Here is a 17049-nt window from a genome sequence, read left to right on the forward strand (position 1 = left end):
GCTACATCCGCACCCGTGCCGCCTTCGGATCGTACATCGGCTTAAGCGACGCCTCCGCCGCAAAGCGCTCGCCGGCGATCTCGATCTCGTAGGACGACGACAGGACATCCGCCTCGCTCTCGCCCTTGCAAGGCACGTAACCAAGCCCGATAGCGCCGCCGAGATGATGGCCGTAATTGCCCGAGGTGATCGGACCGACGATCCTGCCGTCGCGCAGGATCGCCTCGTTGTGGAAGAGCAGCGGCTCGGTGTCGTTCAGGCGGAACTGCACCAGCCGACGTGATAGGCCGGTTTCTTTCTTCTTCAGCACCGCATCGCGGCCGAGGAAGTCTCCCTTGGCCGTCTTCACGGCAAAGCCAAGGCCGGCCTCCAGCACATTGTCTTCGTCGGTGATGTCGTGGCCGAAATGCCTGAAGGCCTTTTCGATGCGGCAGGAATCCAGTGTGTGCAGGCCGCATAGCTTCAGGCCGACGTCGGCGCCGGCTTCTTCTATAGCCTCGAAGACGTGGGCGGCCTGATCGGTCGAGACATAAAGCTCCCAGCCGAGCTCGCCGACATAGGTGACGCGGTGGGCGCGGGCCAGCCCCATGCCGATTTCGATCTCCTGAAACGTCCCGAACGGGTTGTTTTCGTTTGAAAAATCGTTGGGGCTCACCCTTTGAATCAGCTTTCTCGCATCCGGGCCCATCAGGCAGAGCACGGCTTCGGCAGCGGTCACATCGGTGATGACGACGAACTCGTCGGCAAGGTGTTTTCGCAGCCAGGCTAAATCGCGCTGCAGCGTCGCACCGGGCACGACGAGGAAGAAGGCTGTTTCAGACAGCCGCGAGACGGTGAGGTCGCTCTCGATGCCACCGCGCTGGTTGAGCATCTGGGTATAGACGATCTTGCCCGGCGCCACATCCATGTCGTTGGCGCAGAGCCTTTGCAGGAAGGCGCAGGCGTCGCGGCCTTCGACGCGGATCTTGCCGAACGAGGTCATGTCGAACAGGCCGACGCCGTTCCTGACCGCCAGATGCTCCTCACGCTGGTTGTCGAACCAGTTCTGCCGTTTCCAGGAATAGCGGTATTCGCGCTCCTGGCCGGGCCTGGCGAACCAGTTGGCGCGCTCCCAGCCGGCGACCTCGCCGAACACCGCACCGCGCGCCTTCAGATGCTCATGCAGCGGCGAGCGCCTTATGTTCCGCGAAGTCGCCATCTGCCGGTAGGGGAAATGATCGGCGTAGAGCAGGCCGAGCGTTTCGGAAACGCGCTCCTTGAGATAACGGCGGTTCTTCTGGAACGGCTGAGCGCGGCGGATGTCGACCTCCCAGAGATCGAAAGGCGCCTCGCCGTCATTGATCCATTGCGCCAGCGCCATGCCGGCGCCACCGGAGGAGACGATGCCGATCGAATTGTAGCCGGTCGCCATCCAGTAGCCGGAAAGCTCCGGCGCCTCGCCGAGATAGTAGCGATCGTCGGGCGTGAAGCTTTCGGGGCCGTTGAAGAAGGTGTGGATGCCGGCGGTGCCCAGCATCGGCATGCGGTTGACGCCCATTTCGAGGATCGGCTCGAAGTGATCCATGTCCGCGGGCAACTGGTCGAAGCAGAAATCCTCGCTTATGCCGTTCATGCCCCACGGCTTGGCTACCGGTTCGAAAGCGCCGAGCATCATCTTGCCGGCATCTTCCTTGTAGTAGGCGCACTCGTCCGGGACGCGCAGCACCGGCAGGCGGGAAAGCCCGGCGATCGGTTCGGTGACGAGATAGAAATGTTCGCAGGCGTGCAACGGGATGGTGACGCCATTCTGGGCGCCAAGCTCGCGTGCCCACATGCCGGCGCAGTTGACGACGATGTCGGTATCGATCGTGCCTTGCTCGTCGCCCTGCGCCCAAGACACTCCGGTGACGCGGCCGGCCCTGGTATGGACCTTGGTCACCTTCACATTCTCGACGATCGTCGCACCACGCTGGCGCGCGCCCTTGGCCAAGGCCATGGCGATGTTGGCGGGGTCGCACTGGCCGTCGAGCGGCAGATGCACGGCGCCGACCACATCGGATACATTGAGATGCGGGTACATCTGCTTGACTTCACGTGGCGAAATCTCGCGCACGTCGACATCGAAGGCGCGGGCGAGAGACGCCTGCCGATAGATCTCGTGCTTGCGCTCCTCGGTCAGCGCCACTGTGATCGAGCCGACCTGGCGCATGCCGGTGCCGACATCGGTCTCGGCCTCGAGCTTGACGTAGAGGTCGGCCGAATATTTCGCCAGCCGCGTCATGTTCTGCGAGCCGCGCAATTGGCCGATCAGGCCGGCAGCGTGCCATGTTGTGCCTGACGTCAGCTGCTTGCGCTCGAGCAGCACGATATCGGTCCAGCCGAGTTTGGCCAGATGATAGGCGACCGAACAACCGGAGACGCCGCCGCCGATGATGACCGCCCTTGCTTTGGGAGGAATGGCCTTAGTCGGAATGGCTTTGGTGGGCGGGGCGCTCATGCGGCCTCGCGGCGATAGCTGGATGCGAAGCGGCGCAGGCGTGTGGCAGCCTCCATCAGCACCGGCTCAGGCTGGCAGAGGCTGAAGCGGATGTGGCCTGCTGCGGCCGCGCCGAAGCTCGAGCCGGGCATAACGCCGACCTTCTCCTGGTCGAGGAAAGCCCAGGCGAATTTTTCGTCGTCCGGCTCGATCGCCGATATGTCGAGCATCACATACATGCCGCCTTCGGAGCCGCGCACGGTGACGTTGTTCATACCGCGCATGGCATCGAGAACGACGGCGCGCCTCGCGGCATAGCGCTCGGCGATCTCCTCGACGCCGTAGCCGTTTTCGAGCGCCTCGGCGCAGGCGAGGCTGATGAAGGCCGGCAGGCCGTAGGTCATCACCAGATTGAGGTCGGTCAGCAGCGAGATCATCTCCTCGGGCCCGGTCAGCCAGCCCATGCGCCAGCCGGTCATGCCGTGGCTCTTGGACATCGAATTGATGACTAGCGTGCGTTCCGTCATGCCAGGCAGTGAGCGTGGTGAGACGTGCTCGCCGCGGCCCAGCGTCCAGTAGACCTCGTCCGACAGGAGCCAAAGGTCATGCTCGCGGCAGATCTGCGCCAGCTCTTCCAGGCGCTCGCGCGAATAGACGGCGCCCGTGGGATTGTTCGGCGTGTTGATCAGGATGGCGCGGGTGTTCGGCCGAAGGGCGGCGCGGATGTCGGCGGCGCGCGGCTGAAAGCTGTCTTCGGCGGGGGTCTCGACGACGCTGAACTCGGCGCCCGCCGCACTGAAGGTATTCGGATAGGTGGCGTAATAGGGCGCTACGACGATGGCATGGTCGCCCTGGTCGAGAACCGCTTGAATGGCCGCGTAAAGCGCGGCCTGCCCGCCCGGCGTGGCGATGACCTGGTCGGGGCTGGTCGCAACCCCGGTGCACCGCGTCGACGCCGCCGCCATCGCCTTGCGCAGGCGTGGAACGCCGGCAAGCGGCGTATAGTGGTGATTGCTGGCGCGGACGGCCGTCACGCAGGCTTCGATCGTCTCGCCCGGCGTGTCGAAATCATGGTCGCCGACCGACAGCATGATGATGTCCTCGCCAGCCTGCTTGCGCGCCCAGGCAGCGGAATGAACCTCCCAGCCATCCTTGCCCGAAGGCACGATGCCGGAAATGCGCGATGATGGTCTGGGCATTATGCTACTCCCGAAATTTCGTAGCCGGCTTGTTCGAGCCGGTCGCGCAGCGCGGCGATGTGGGCCGGTCCGACTTCGCAGCAGCCGCCGACGATGCCGGCGCCAGCCTCGACCCAGCCGATCGCCTGGCCGGCATAGGCATCCGGATCGAGGTCGTGGCGGGCGTGCAGCACTTCCACGGTGCCGCCATGCTTGAGTGCCTCGACCGAAGTGAAGCCGTTGGCATAGGCGCCGACCGGCCCGCCGAGGGCGATCAGTTCGGGGAGCGCTGCAGCGATCGCCTCGGGCCGGCAGCAATTGATCAGCCGGGCCGCGACGGGCAGGCCGTCGAGAGCGCTTGCCGCCGCCGCAATGGCTTCGCCGCTGCGCAGGCGCGGCGCGCCGCGGTCGGCGAGCGTCCACGACACCCATACAGGCTTGCCGCTTTCCGATGCCGCGGTGACGGCGGCGCGCGCCTCTTCGGCCGACGCCATGGTTTCGCACAGAAACAGATCGACGCCGTCCGCCTGCTCGGCAACGATACGGCGATAGACGTCGAGCGTATCCTGGAAGGATATCGTCAGCGCTGGCGCATAGCTGCCGAACAGCGGCGACAGGCAGCCGGCGATCGCCGCGTCGCCGGCCTGGTCGCGTGCTTGCCTTGCCAGTTCGATGCCGCGCTTCTGCAACGGCTTGAACAGCTCTTCCGCGCCTTCGCGCGCCAGCCGCTCCGGCGTTGCGGAATAAGTGTTGACGGTGATGACGCGGGCGCCGGCGCGGATAAATTCGGCATGCAGGTCGCGCACCAGATCCGGTTCGTCGATGAGCACCCTGGCCGACCACAGCGGCGTCGGCTCGGAGCTGCTGCGGCGGACCAGCTCTTGGCCCATGCCGCCATCGGTGAGGATCACTTTCTTCATGCTCTGAGCCTCTCGTTCTTTGGATCCCATAACGGCTCATCCTCCTGCACGACCGCCCGAAAACGTTCGCCGAAGATCTCGACCTCGACCGCCGTTCCCGGCTCGGTCAGGTCGGCGCGCAGCATGCCGAGCGCGATTGACTTGTCGATACGATGACCCCAGCCGCCGGACGTCGTCTCGCCGACGATCCGGCCGTCATGCCACAGCGTCGACATATAAGGCGCATCGCAGTCACCGGGGTTTTCGACGACAAGCGTGACGAAGCGTTTCTTGACGCCCTGCTGCTTCTCGTTCTGCAGCGCTGCCTTGCCGCGGAAGTCAGGCTTGTCCCATCTGACGAAGCGCTCCAGCCCGCCCTGCAGGATCGAATAGGCGGTCGACAGGTCGCCCTTCCAGGTGCGGTAACCTTTTTCGAGCCGCAGCGAATCCAGCGCGTACATGCCGAACGGTTTCAGGCCGTGCTTCTGGCCAGCTGCCCAGACGGTGTCGAAGATCGCTGCAGTATCATCGATCTTGCTGTGGATTTCCCAGCCGAGCTCGCCCGCGAAGGACACGCGCACCAGCTTTGCCCAACGTCCGGCGATACTGGTCTCCTGATGCGTCAGCCAGGGCAGGGTGAGGTCGGCCGCGCAGAGTTCGGCCAGGATTTTTCGCGAGTTGGGGCCGGCGAGGATCTGGGTAGAGTATTCCTCCGTCCTGTCGATCAGCTTGAATGTGGCGTCCTTCGGGATGCGCGATTTCAGCCATTCGAGATCATGCCACTGAGCCACAGCGGCGGTGATCAGCGTCATCAGGTTCTCGTCGTGGCGGACCACCGACATCTCGGTGACGATGCGGCCCTTGTCGTCGGCAAAATAGACGAGGCCGATGCGGCCGGGTTTCGGCACCAGGCCTGTGACCTGGAGGCTGAGCCATTCGGCCGCACCTGGACCATCGAGATTGAAACGGGAAAAGCCCGGCAGGTCCAGAATGCCGGCGGCATCGCGGACGGCGAGGCATTCTTGGCGCACACGATGCTGCCACGGCCCGTCGCGGCGGAAAGTCAGCGTGGCTTGTTCGGAGACGTCGTCACCGGGCTGCGCATACCAGGTGGCGCGTTCCCAGCCATTATAGGCATCGAACTGGGCGCCGAGTGCCTTGATGCGGCCGTGGAGCGGCGACAGCTTGCGGTCGCGTCCGGCCGGCCAGGCATGGCGCGGGAACTGGATGGCGTATTCGTTGCCGTAGATTTCCATGCCCTTGGCAACGCAATAATCCGGAGCCGAGGCGAAGGCGGTGAAACGGCGCGGATCGCAGGACCACATATCCCATTCGGCCTGGCCCTCGGTCACCCATTCGGCCAGCACCTTGCCGGCGCCGCCGCCCTGGGCGATGCCGAAGGTGAAGACGCAGGCCTCGAAGGCGCTGGGCACGCCGGGCATCGGCCCGATCAGCGGGTTGCCGTCCGGCGCATAGGGGATCGGCCCGTTGATGACCTTGGATAGGCCGGCGGTGCCGAGGATCGGCACGCGGGCGACAGCATCGGCCAGGTAATCTTCCAGCCGATCGAGATCGTCGGGAAACAGCTGGAACGAAAAGTCGTCGGGCATCGGGTCGTTGTGGCCGACCCAGTGGGCGCGGCAATTGCGCTCATAAGGGCCGAGATTCATGCCGTTCTTTTCCTGGCGCAGATAATAGGACGTATCGACGTCGCGCAGCAGCGGCAGCTTCTTGCCCTGTTCCTTCGACCAGGCCGCCAGTTCGGGGATTTCCTCGAACAGGATATATTGATGGCTCATCACCATCATCGGCACCTCGCGGCCGAACATCCTGCCGATCTCGGCGGCGCGGTATCCGGCGGCGTTGACGACGATCTCGCAGCGGATCTCGCCTTGCGCCGTCTCGACCACCCACTCGTCGTTTTCTCGGCGCACGCCGGTGACCGGGCAGAAGCGGATGATCTTCGCGCCCATGTCGCGGGCACCTTTAGCCAGCGCCTGGGTCAATTGCGCCGGGTCGATGTCGCCGTCATTCGGATCGTAGAGCGCGCCTTTCAGCTCATGCGTCTCGATGAAGGGGTAACGACGCTTGATCTCGTCGAGCCCGACGACATCGATGTCCATGCCCTGGTAGCGGCCCATGCCCTTGGCGCGCTGGAATTCCTGCATGCGCTCCGCGCTATGGGCTAGCCTGAGCGAGCCGGTGACGTGGTAGTTCATGGGATAGCCGACCTCGTCGCCCAGCCGGCGATAGAGTTCGGTCGAATATCGCTGCATGTTCATCAGCGACCATGACGACGAGAAAGTCGGCACGTTGCCGGCGGCATGCCAGGTCGAGCCGGAAGTCAGCTCGTTCTTCTCCAGAAGCACGCAGTCGATCCAGCCCGCTTTGGCGAGATGATAGAGCGAGGAGGCGCCGACGACACCGCCTCCGATGATCACAACGCGTGCCGTGGTCGGCAAACCGGCCATGTTCTTCTCCGACTATTTGTTTTGATGCATGTCATTGTCCCAAACCGCCACGCACTTTTGGGCGACATGCATTCGTTCAGTAGACAGGCGGCGAAACCACCCAGATGACGACAGCCGGCTCGGCTCCAGGATTGCGCCAGCGGAACGGCTTGCCGTCGAAGCGGAAGGAGTCGCCTTCGCCAAGCCGGTGCCAGACGCCAGCAATTTCGATGTCGAAGCTGCCGGAAGCGACGTAGCCGGCTTCCTCGGTCGGCCGGCGCGCCTCGGTCTTCAGCTCGGCACCCGGGGCGAAGGCCGAACGCAGCATCTCGAAGCTACCGCCGAGATCGGGCGACAGCAGCTCCTCCACCAGGCCAGAATCGCTTGTGCCAAGCACGCGTCGGCTGCCGGCGCGCACGACCACGCCGCGCTCGGTCTCGACAGGCACGTCATGGCTGAAGAACAGGCTGACCGGCACGCCGAACAATTCGGCGAAGGCTCTGAGGTCGCCGAGCGACGGGATCGACAGGCCGCGCTCGACCTGGCTGACCCAGCCGACGGAGCGGCCGAGCTTGAGGCCGGTCTCGGCAAGCGTCAGTCCGCGCGCCTTGCGCAAGGCGCGGATGTCGCCGGCCAGCAGCCGTTCGCCGCTGTCTTGTTCCGATCTGGCCGCGGTTGAGGGCAAAGCTGTCCCTGTTTCGGTGAAAAATTCCCAGCAAATTTCATGTGACGGCACGTTTGTGAAAAAATCAAGAGGATTTTCATGCGCCCACAAGATTTACTTGCGCCATTTTGACGGTTCGGGCAAAGGCTCGGCGCACGAGCGGCGAGTGGGGCGTCCGGTCGAGGCGGATAGGCTTATCGGGCGTTCAAAAAGACGCGCAAGGATGCTCCATCACTTCTAGTCGGCGCATGATCCTTCCGGAGAATCGGGTTCGGGATCATACGCAAAGGGACGGCCATGCTGGAAAACAACTCCCGGATTGCGGCGGCGATCGTCGATGACGCGATCACCTCGCGCCGATCGGTACGCGCCTTCTTGCCCGATATGATCGACGACGAGACCATCCGCGATATTCTCGCCGTTGCCGCGCGCGCGCCGTCAGGCACCAACATGCAGCCCTGGAAGGTCTATGTGACCAAGGGCGAGGTCAAGCAGCGCATCAGCGATGCCATCCTCAGCTCGGGCATCCGCGCCGAAAAGGCGGAATGGGACGAATATCGCTATTATCCCGACCAGTTCTTCGAACCCTATCTGACGCGGCGGCGGGCCAACGGCTTCGGTCTCTACGGCGTGCTCGGCATCGGCCGGCGCGAGGTCGACAGGATGCGCGCGCAGCACGACCGCAACTTCATCTTCTTCGATGCGCCGGTCGGCATGATCTTCACCGTCGACCGGCGGCTGAACAAAGGGTCGTGGATCGACTACGGCATGTTCCTGCAAAACATCATGGTCGCGGCGCGGGGCAGGGGCCTGCACACCTGTCCGCAAGCTGCCTTCGCGCCCTATCACCGGCAGATCAGGCCGGTGCTCAACATTCCCGACGAGGAGATCGTTGTCTGCGGCATGGCGCTCGGCCATGAGGACACGTCCAAGCCCGAAAACGCATTCCGCACCGACCGCGCGCCGCTGGAAGAGTGGGTGACGTTCGCCAGCTAACGTGGCGACGCGCCGGCTGAGTTATTGCACGTCGTAGCCGACTTCCTCGCTGGCGTGGCAGAGTGCCTTCCAGAACGAGCGTGCGAACGAGCGGAACACGTAGATGTCGAACTGATCGGCCGCGGTGCGCTGGATCTGCGCGAAGACGTCGTGATGCATGGTCGAGCGGCCGGCGCCGATCGGGAAGGCCGGGAGCGCGAAGTCGATGGCGAAGAATTTCGCCAGCACCCACTCGGCCTTCGGCCCGGCGATACGGATCGCGGTGCGGCCGTGCGAAAGGTCGGTGACCGTACCGATGGCCGGGGTGACGACATCGGCAAAGGCCGTCGCCAATCCCTCGGCTTCATCGACAACCGTAAATTTTCCCGGCGCAAAGCCGAACACCGACCTGGCGCCGTTCGTCACACCGCCGCCGGCGCCGTCGGGCAAAGTCAGGCCGGTGACCGTATGGATGCCGGCCATCAACGTCTTCTCCTCGCCGGGCCAGGCGGCGAGCTGCAGAATCGACCCCGGCCTAGTTTCGGAGAGGATGATTTCGACGCCGTGCTCGAAATCGCCATGCGAGCCCGGATGCAGCACCGGCTCAAGCGGTGATTGGCGTTCAACCATGCATGCGGCTCCCGTCCGGATCGAAGAAATGGTTGGAGACGATCTCGACCGGCCCGAACCGGTTGCGCAACGGGTCGGAAACGTAGGCACGCGAGCCGCGCCGCGCCTTGCCGCCCTTGACCAGGGCAAGCGCGATATATTTGCCGAGCGCCGGCGAATAGCAGCAGGCGGTGATGTGGCCAAGCGAGCCGTGGGGATTGGCTTCGTCAAGCTGCTCGACGATGTGTGCGCCCCCATTGAGCGGCTGGTTGTCGAGCGAAACAATACCGACGAGTTCCAGGCGGTCGGGTGCGATCAGCCCCTCGCGATCCATCATCGCCGAGCCGATGAACGGCTTCTTCTTCGACAGCATCCAGTCGAGATGCAGGTCGCGTGCCGTGGTACGGCCGTCGATCTCGGCACCGGTGACGTGGCCTTTCTCGATGCGCATGGTGCCCAGCGCCTCCAGCCCGTAGGTCACCAGCCCGAACGGCTTGCCGGCTTCGATGAGCGCCTCCCAGACATAGGTGCCGTAACCGGCGCCGGAATAGACCTCGAAGGCCATTTCGCCGGAGAAGGACAGCCGGCAGATCATCACCGGCACGCCGGCGATTTCGCCGTGGACGATGGCCATGAAGGGCAGTGCGGCATTGTCGACGGCGGTGCCGCTGACGCAAGCAGCCAATATCTGCCTTGCCTTCGGCCCGCCGATGGCGGCACCGGCCCATTGATCGGTTACCGAGGTGACGTGGACCTTCAGCTCCGGCCAGATCACGTCGAGGAAATACTCCAGATGCTGCATCACCTTGCCGGCATTGGCGGTGGTGGTGGTCATCAGGAAATCCTGCTCGCCGAGCCGCCATGTTGTGCCGTCGTCGAAGGCGAGACCGTCCTCGCGCAGCATCAGCCCGTAGCGCGCCTTGCCAACGGCCAGCGTCGAAAACATGTTGGTGTAGACGCGGTCAAGGAATTCCGCCGCGTCCGGGCCTTGCACGGCGATCTTGCCCAGTGTCGAGACGTCGACGATGCCGGCGCTCTCGCGCGTGGCTCTCGCTTCGCGCACATAGGCCTGCTCGATCGTCTCGCCGGGATGGCCATAGATCATCGGCCGGTACCAGAGGCCGGCCGAATACATGGTGGCGCCGTTGGCGACGTGCCAGTCATGCATCGGCGTCAGTCGCTCGGGTTTCAGATCGCCGAAGCGTTCGGCGGCAAGCGAGCCGATCGATACCGCCGAAAAGGGCGGGCGAAAGCGCGTCGTGCCGACCTGCGGGATCGGCTTGCCCAGCGCCTCGGCCATTATGGCCAGGCCTGGTATGTTGGAACTCTTGCCCTGGTCGGTCGCCATGCCGAGCGTGGTGTAGCGCTTCAGATGCTCGACCGAGACGAAGCCTTCCCGATGCGCCAGCCGCACGTCGTCGGCCGTCACATCATGCTGGAAATCGACGAAGCTCTTTCCACTGGCCCTGATCTCGAACACCGGCGCCGGATCGGGATCGCCGGGAGCGGCTTCGACAACCGGCAAGGCCGCCGGCGTGCCGGTTCCGCCCGTCGCGGAAAAACCGGCGGCGCGACCTTCGGCGATCGCCTCGGCGGTGGAGAAACTGCCGGTGAAGGCGCCGGCGCCGATCCATTGCCGTGTTGTAGGTTTCGGCGGCAGGAACGCTTGCAACGTTTCGTTCCATTCCGCCTTGGCGCCGGCCTGGCTGGCCAGATGGATGGTCGGCGACCAGCCGCCCGACATCAGCAGGCAATCGGCGTGGATGCTGCGCGCATCGCCGGAAAGCGCGCCACTCGCCATATCGAAGCGCTGCACCTTGAAGCCGGACAGCGCCTTGCCGCCCTCGGTGGCGATCACCGCGTGGCCAGAAAAGATCTCGGCCTCGGTTTCGCCGGCCAGCTTGCGCATCTCGCTCGAAAGCTCAGGGCGTACGTCGACGATGGCGACGACCACGGCGCCGGCCTTCTTCAGCGCCAGGGCTGCGCGATAGGCGCTGTCATTGTTGGTGAACAGCCCGATCCTGTCGCCGGGCAGCACCCCATATTCATTGGCAAAACGCTCGGCCGCATGCGCCAGGATCACGCCTGGTCGATCATTGCCCGGAAAGACCAGCGGACGCTCCAGCGAGCCGGTGGCCAGCACCACCGACTTGGCGCGGATTGTCCAGTAGCGATGGCGGGGTTCGCCCTTGCCGGGCGTTTCCTTGTGGTCGGTGACGCGTTCGAGCGCAGCGAGCGTGTTGCCGTCATAATAGCCCCAGACCGTGGTGCGCGGCAGCAGGCGGACATTGTCACGGCCTTCGAGCTGGCCAGCGGCGCGCGCCGCCCAGTCGGCGGCCGGCATGCCATCGATCGTCTCGCCCGACCAACTGGCCGAGCCGCCGAAATGCGGCTCGAGCTCGGCCAGGATGACGCGTGCACCCTGATCGGAAGCAGCCCTGGCGGCCATCAGCCCGGCCGGGCCGGAGCCGACTACCAACACATCGCAAAACGCATTCATGCGTTCGTAGCGCGCCGTATCGGGAGCCGTGCCTGCCTTGCCCAGGCCGGCGGCACGGCGGATGAAATGCTCACAGAACATCCAGAAGCGTGTGCCCTTCAGCGGACCGATCACCGGTCCCATGAAGGTCTTGTAGTAGAAGCCGGCCGACAAAAGCTTGCCGCCGAGCTGGTTCACGGCACTGACGTCCCAGGCAAGTGAGGGGAAACGGTTCTGGCTTATTGCGGTCAGCCCGTCATAGATCTCGACCATGGTGGCGGGAATGTTCGGCTCGCGAACCTCGCCCCGCAACACGGTGACCAGCGCGTTAGGCTCCTCGACGCCGGCGGTCAGCACGCCGCGGGGACGGTGATATTTGAACGAACGCCCGAACAGGGTGACGCCGTTGGCCAGCAGCGCCGAAGCCAGCGTGTCGCCGGCGTGGCCGGTATAGGGCGCGCCGTCGAAGGTGAAACGAATGGTCCGCAGCCGGTCTATGAGGCCGCCGGCCTCGGTACGGCGCGGGCTCATGGCTTGTCCTCGGCCCGGTGCCGCGCAACCGAATTGTGATCGCCGCGCGCGAACGCGGTGCTGGAGATCTCGTGCGTCAGCGTGTTGCGCACGACCCTGAGATGGGCGCGGCAGCCGCCGGAATGCTGCCAGATCTCATTGTGGTCACCGGCCGGGTTCAGCCGGTCGTAGACATAAGCGTTCCAGGCGTCGAGATTCTGCGAGGCCGGCTGTGGGCGCTGGCGATTGCCGTCGCCCTGATAGGTGAATTCGATCACGTCGCGCGGGCCGCAATAGGGGCAGGTGATGAGCATGGATCTCTTAAACTTCTCGTTTGACCATGATCTTGTCCGAAAACCGGTTTCCACTTTTCGCTGACGCGGACCTGCGGTTCGGGATCATGGCCTAATGCAGCCGGGGCGTGGCGCCCTGGCCCTTGTCGTCGATCACCAGGCCACGATAGAAGCGGTCGAGCGTGAAGGCCGCGTTGAGATCGTGTGGCTCGTCCTTGGCAATGGTCCAGGCAAAGCACCAGCCGGAAGCCGGCGTCGCCTTGAAGCCGCCATAGCACCAGCCGCAGTTGAGATACATGCCCGGAAGCGGACCGGTGGTGATGATTGGCGAACCGTCCATAGACATGTCGCAGACGCCGCCCCATGAGCGCAGCATGCGGACACGGGCCAGCCCAGGGAACAGCGCCAGCATCTCGCTCATCACCTCATCGACGATCGGCAGGCTGCCGCGTTGGGCGTAGCTGTTGTAGCCGTCGAGATCGCCGCCATAGACAAGGCCGCCCTTATCCGATTGCGACATATAAAAATGGCCCATGCCGAAGGTCAGGACCGTATCGATGAACGGCTTTAGCGATTCCGTGACGAAGGCCTGCAGCACGTGGCTCTCGATCGGCATCGTCTCGATGCCGGCGAGCCGCATGACTTGCCCGGTGCTGCCGGCCACTGCGACGGCTACCTTCTTGGCGCGGATTTCGCCGCGCGTCGTCGTGACGCCGGTGATACGGTCGCCGTCGCGCAGGAAGCCGGTGACCTCGCAGTTTTCGATGATGTCGACGCCGCGCCGATCTGCAGCGCGCGCATAGCCCCAGGCGACGGCGTCGTGGCGGGCGGTGCCGGCGCGCCGCTGCATCAGGCCGCCGACAATCGGGAAGCGCGCGGTGGCCGAGACGTCCAGTGCCGGCACCAGGCGGGCGATCTCCGCCGTAGTCATCAGTTCGGCGTCGACGCCGAGATGGCGCATGGCGTTGCCGCGCCGGGCATAGTCGTCGAGCTGGGCAGGTGTGTGGGCGAGGTTCAGGCAGCCGCGCTGCGAGAACATGACGTTGTAGTTGAGGTCGTGGGCCAGGTTCTCCCACAGTTTCATCGAATGCTCGTAAAAGCGCGTGTTGGCCGGCAGGAGATAATTGGAACGGACCGCTGTGGTGTTGCGGCCGACATTGCCGGAGCCGAGCCAGCCCTTCTCCAGCACCGCGACATTGGTGATGCCGTGCTCCTTGGCTAGGTAGTAAGCGGTTGACAGGCCATGGCCGCCACCGCCGATGACGATCACGTCATAGGACGCCTTCGGGTCGGGCTTGCGCCAGGCCGGCCTCCAGTCCTTGTTTCCGGTCAGTGCGTTTTTGAGAAGCGAAAAGGCCGAATATTCCGCCATTCTTATTGTCATCCATTTCAGGCTTGGCGGCAGACTATAGAGCAGGTGGCCAACGCAAAGCCAAGATTGCGCCATCGCTTTTCGACTCCCCGACTTCGATTGACCGACTCCGATTGGCCGAGTTCGATTGGCCGACTTCGAAAAACGAGACGCCTGGGGTGACTTGCCCCGTGATATGAGCCTCTTTATCAAGGACGTGCTTCAAAACTGCCGATGCCGCCCGCGAGTCACCAGAAAAAACATGTTCTTTCGTTTACTCCGCCTGGTCTTGATTCTTGCGCTTGTCGTCTCGGCGCCGCCGTCGTTCGTTGCAATGGCGCAGGCACTCGGGCAGGGCGCCGCCGGGTTGATCGCAGACCAGCAGAAGGTCATCCAGAGTCTGACGGCCAAAACCGACGGTCTCGAGAAGAAGATACAGCAGGACGGCCAAGACGATGCCACCCTGGTGGAAATCCGTCTGCAATTGGAGGATCTGTCGCGGGCGGCGCTCACCAGCGCGCTAGCGTTCCGCTCGCGTCTCGGCGATATCAACGATCGGATTGAGGTGCTGGGACCTCCGCCGGCCGCGGGCCAGCCGGCCGAGCCAGACATCGTAACCGGTGAACGCCAGGCCTTGGCTTCCGAAAAAGCCGAGATCAACGCCGTTATTGCCAGCGCGCAGAACCTGTCGATCCGCATCAGTGGGCTGATCGAGAAGATCGGCAACATGCGCAGCGAGCTGTTTCGCAATGTGCTTACCAAGCGCTACGTGCTGTCCGATGCGCTTAGCCCCGAAGTCTTTTCCGACGCCAACGCTGAGTTTTCCGGCTTCTATAAGGCGGTCTCGTCCTGGCTGAGCTTCGCCTTCAAGTTCAAGTTCCAGGCCATTCTTGCCGCGACTTTGATGGCGCTCGCATTCGCTGCAGTGCTTTTTATCGGCGGCCGACGCCTGTTCGGCCGCGTCTTCGAAGCGGATCCTTCCGTCGAGGACCCCTCCTATCTCAGCCGCTTGTCGGTGGCGTTCTGGTCGACATTGCTGCCGACGCTGGCGGTCGGCGCCTTCCTTGTCTCGACGATCTTCTTCTTCAATTATTACAACGTTTTACGCGGTGACATAGGCATCTTCCTGAATTCGCTGGTTGCCGTCACCGCGGTGGTGTTCTGCGTCAACCGCCTGACCAACGCAGCGCTCGAGCCCCGATTGCCGAACTGGCGCCTGATCCCGGTCGAAACCGGCCCGGCGCGCTGGCTGGTGCGGCTGACGACCGCTATGGCCGTCGCCATCGGCATCAACTATTTCCTGTCGGTCGTGAACGACAAGATGGGCTCGCCACTGTCGCTGACCATCGCCAGAAGCTTCATCGCCACCATCATCGTCGGCATCATCCTGATCCTTATGGGCCTACTGAAGCCGTTCAAGGCTCCCGACGGAAGCTGGCGCCCCTGGCCGGCGTGGCTGCGCTACACCGCCATCGCACTAGGCCTATTCACCATCGCATCGGCACTGCTTGGCTATATCGGCCTTGCAATTTTCGTCTCGCTGCAGGTCGTGGTCACCGGCACGATCCTGGTCACCGCCTATATCGGTTTCCTGTCGGCGCGGGCGATCGGCGAGGAAGGCGGGTTCGCCAAAACTTCGATCGGGCGCTGGCTAGCGGCCAATTCAAGCTACGAAGAGACCGCCCTCGACCAGCTCGGGCTTGTCGTCAGCGCCGCCATCAACATCATGATTGTGCTGGTGTTCCTGCCGCTGATCCTGTTGATGTGGGGCTTCCAGCCCGGCGACATTCAGGCCTGGGCCTACAAGCTGGCGACCGGCCTCACCATCGGTTCGGTGACGATCTCGGTCACCGGCATTCTCACCGGCGTTGTGGTCTTCATTATCGGCTATTTCCTGACGCGCTGGTTCCAGGGCTGGCTCGACGGCTCGGTGATGGCGCGCGGCCGGGTCGACACCGGCGTGCGCAATTCGATCCGGCTGGCGGTCGGTTATGCCGGCGTCGCGGTCGCGGCACTGGTCGGCATCTCGGCGGCCGGTATCGACCTCTCCAATCTTGCGCTGGTCGCCGGCGCCCTGTCCCTCGGCATCGGTTTCGGCTTGCAGAATGTCGTCTCGAATTTCGTGTCGGGCCTGATCCTGCTGGCCGAGCGGCCGTTCAAGGTCGGCGACTGGATCGTCGCCGGCGACATCAGCGGCACTGTCAAGAAGATCAGCGTGCGCGCCACCGAGATCGAAACGTTTCAACGGCAATCGGTGATCCTGCCCAATTCAAACCTGATCAACAATGCGGTCGGCAACTGGACGCACCGCAACAAGCTCGGCCGCATCGACATCAAGGTCGGCGTTGCCTATGGCAGCGACGTCAAGCACGTGCATGGCGTCCTGTTGGAGATCGCACGCAGCCATCCGCTGGTGCTGAAGAACCCGGAACCCTTTGTGTTGTTTTCCAATTTCGGCCCGGCCGCGCTCGAATTCGAGATCCGCGTGTTCCTGGCAGACGTTCTTAGTGGCAATATCGTCCAGAACGACATCCGCTTTGCCATCTTCGATGTGTTCGCCGACCAGCATATCGAAATTCCGTCGACACCGCGCGCCGTCGTCGAGACCAAAAAGCACGAGGCCTGGCCGATCGACGACGACAAGATCGAAGTCGAATTCGCCGAGCGGGAACAAGCAAAAGCTCTAGCGGCAGTCGAGGCGAAACGTCTCGCCAAGTCGGGACGCAAGGTACGCAAGCCCGATCCTGACTAGCGTTTGGAGCTTGCCTTCAAGCTTCGGAAATCAATTGCGGCATGAATGCGGCATTCAGTTGCTGTTCAGCTTGCATTGCATATAAGCTCACCTGCAAACGGCGAGAATGCCTTGCGAAATGCAACAGAGGCGGTGGCAACACCGATACTGCAAAATGTGGAAGTCTCTCGTCGCCGCCATCGCTTTTCTGGCCGTGGGCGGTTCGGCCCATGCCGCCAGCGCGGTCAACAAGGACGCCGAGACCCGCACGCTGATCGTGACGGAAGGCGGCGGCAAGACCGAGCTGGCGCTGGCCGCCGGCGAAACCGTGGAATTTTGCCCGAGCGGCTGTTTTGTTACCTTGCCGAATGGCGACCTCGAGGCGCTGACGGGTTCGGAAACCGTCGAGATCTCGGGCGGCGTCGCGCGCATCAAGTAAAGTCGACGCCATGATT

At 63.7% G+C, this 17049-nt stretch carries 12 protein-coding genes; 3 read left to right on the forward strand and 9 right to left on the reverse strand.

Annotated elements, in window-relative coordinates; genetic code table 11:
- Position 1 precedes the first annotated feature (1 nt).
- From NKJ84_RS05915 to NKJ84_RS05935, 5 genes are all read right to left on the reverse strand, one after another.
- The gene (locus tag NKJ84_RS05915) at positions 2-2476 is read right to left on the reverse strand and encodes a GcvT family protein (protein WP_352505729.1); all 2475 of its coding nucleotides are present in this window, start codon (positions 2474-2476) and stop codon (positions 2-4) included.
- Entirely contained in the window at positions 2473-3654 is a 1182-nt protein-coding gene (locus tag NKJ84_RS05920; protein WP_352505730.1) for a pyridoxal phosphate-dependent aminotransferase, read from the reverse strand. The genes NKJ84_RS05915 and NKJ84_RS05920 overlap by 4 nt, the downstream gene beginning before the upstream one ends.
- Positions 3654-4553, reverse strand: coding sequence for a homocysteine S-methyltransferase family protein (locus NKJ84_RS05925; protein ID WP_352505731.1), 900 nt, complete (start codon positions 4551-4553; stop codon positions 3654-3656). Before NKJ84_RS05925 ends, NKJ84_RS05920 begins: the two co-directional genes overlap by 1 nt.
- The gene (locus tag NKJ84_RS05930; RefSeq protein WP_352505732.1) at positions 4550-7003 is read right to left on the reverse strand and encodes a GcvT family protein; all 2454 of its coding nucleotides are present in this window, start codon (positions 7001-7003) and stop codon (positions 4550-4552) included. Before NKJ84_RS05930 ends, NKJ84_RS05925 begins: the two co-directional genes overlap by 4 nt.
- Positions 7004-7079: 76 nt before the next feature.
- The gene (locus tag NKJ84_RS05935) at positions 7080-7667 is read right to left on the reverse strand and encodes a helix-turn-helix domain-containing protein (RefSeq protein ID WP_352505733.1); all 588 of its coding nucleotides are present in this window, start codon (positions 7665-7667) and stop codon (positions 7080-7082) included.
- 276 nt (positions 7668-7943) lie between these two features.
- Here NKJ84_RS05935 and NKJ84_RS05940 point away from each other — a divergent pair, with 276 nt between their 5' ends.
- Positions 7944-8642 (forward strand): nitroreductase, encoded by a 699-nt coding sequence (locus NKJ84_RS05940; RefSeq protein ID WP_352505735.1) that lies wholly within the window; start codon positions 7944-7946, stop codon positions 8640-8642.
- A gap of 21 nt (positions 8643-8663) precedes the next feature.
- Here NKJ84_RS05940 and NKJ84_RS05945 read toward each other — a convergent pair whose 3' ends face one another.
- From NKJ84_RS05945 to NKJ84_RS05960, 4 genes are all read right to left on the reverse strand, one after another.
- Positions 8664-9251, reverse strand: a complete 588-nt coding sequence (locus NKJ84_RS05945) for a sarcosine oxidase subunit gamma (RefSeq protein WP_352505736.1) — start codon at positions 9249-9251, stop codon at positions 8664-8666.
- A complete protein-coding gene (locus tag NKJ84_RS05950) occupies positions 9244-12240 on the reverse strand; it encodes a sarcosine oxidase subunit alpha (protein ID WP_352505737.1) in 2997 nt (998 codons plus the stop codon). The genes NKJ84_RS05945 and NKJ84_RS05950 overlap by 8 nt, the downstream gene beginning before the upstream one ends.
- Positions 12237-12533, reverse strand: coding sequence for a sarcosine oxidase subunit delta (locus tag NKJ84_RS05955; protein ID WP_023676536.1), 297 nt, complete (start codon positions 12531-12533; stop codon positions 12237-12239). Before NKJ84_RS05955 ends, NKJ84_RS05950 begins: the two co-directional genes overlap by 4 nt.
- Positions 12534-12624: 91 nt before the next feature.
- Positions 12625-13884: a sarcosine oxidase subunit beta gene (locus tag NKJ84_RS05960; protein ID WP_352505738.1), complete on the reverse strand. Its 1260-nt coding sequence runs from the start codon at positions 13882-13884 to the stop codon at positions 12625-12627.
- Between the two features lie 241 nt (positions 13885-14125).
- Here NKJ84_RS05960 and NKJ84_RS05965 point away from each other — a divergent pair, with 241 nt between their 5' ends.
- Positions 14126-16615, forward strand: a complete 2490-nt coding sequence (locus tag NKJ84_RS05965) for a mechanosensitive ion channel family protein (protein WP_352505739.1) — start codon at positions 14126-14128, stop codon at positions 16613-16615.
- 154 nt (positions 16616-16769) lie between these two features.
- Complete coding sequence (locus tag NKJ84_RS05970) at positions 16770-17033, forward strand: hypothetical protein (RefSeq protein ID WP_254818157.1); 264 nt, start codon at positions 16770-16772, stop codon at positions 17031-17033.
- Positions 17034-17049 lie beyond the last annotated feature (16 nt).

It is taken from the genome of Mesorhizobium sp. M0048 (assembly GCF_040323405.1).
GTDB lineage: Bacteria > Pseudomonadota > Alphaproteobacteria > Rhizobiales > Rhizobiaceae > Mesorhizobium.

What these genes read in the sequence shown, in the direction of transcription:
- NKJ84_RS05915 (WP_352505729.1), bottom strand. Translation starts at nt 2,476, where the DNA reads ATGAGCGCCCCGCCCACCAAAGCCATTCCGACTAAGGCCATTCCTCCC.
- NKJ84_RS05920 (WP_352505730.1), bottom strand. Translation starts at nt 3,654, where the DNA reads ATGCCCAGACCATCATCGCGCATTTCCGGCATCGTGCCTTCGGGCAAG.
- NKJ84_RS05925 (WP_352505731.1), bottom strand. Translation starts at nt 4,553, where the DNA reads ATGAAGAAAGTGATCCTCACCGATGGCGGCATGGGCCAAGAGCTGGTC.
- NKJ84_RS05930 (WP_352505732.1), bottom strand. Translation starts at nt 7,003, where the DNA reads ATGGCCGGTTTGCCGACCACGGCACGCGTTGTGATCATCGGAGGCGGT.
- NKJ84_RS05940 (WP_352505735.1), top strand. Translation starts at nt 7,944, where the DNA reads ATGCTGGAAAACAACTCCCGGATTGCGGCGGCGATCGTCGATGACGCG.
- NKJ84_RS05945 (WP_352505736.1), bottom strand. Translation starts at nt 9,251, where the DNA reads ATGGTTGAACGCCAATCACCGCTTGAGCCGGTGCTGCATCCGGGCTCG.
- NKJ84_RS05950 (WP_352505737.1), bottom strand. Translation starts at nt 12,240, where the DNA reads ATGAGCCCGCGCCGTACCGAGGCCGGCGGCCTCATAGACCGGCTGCGG.
- NKJ84_RS05955 (WP_023676536.1), bottom strand. Translation starts at nt 12,533, where the DNA reads ATGCTCATCACCTGCCCCTATTGCGGCCCGCGCGACGTGATCGAATTC.
- NKJ84_RS05960 (WP_352505738.1), bottom strand. Translation starts at nt 13,884, where the DNA reads ATGGCGGAATATTCGGCCTTTTCGCTTCTCAAAAACGCACTGACCGGA.
- NKJ84_RS05965 (WP_352505739.1), top strand. Translation starts at nt 14,126, where the DNA reads ATGTTCTTTCGTTTACTCCGCCTGGTCTTGATTCTTGCGCTTGTCGTC.
- NKJ84_RS05970 (WP_254818157.1), top strand. Translation starts at nt 16,770, where the DNA reads ATGTGGAAGTCTCTCGTCGCCGCCATCGCTTTTCTGGCCGTGGGCGGT.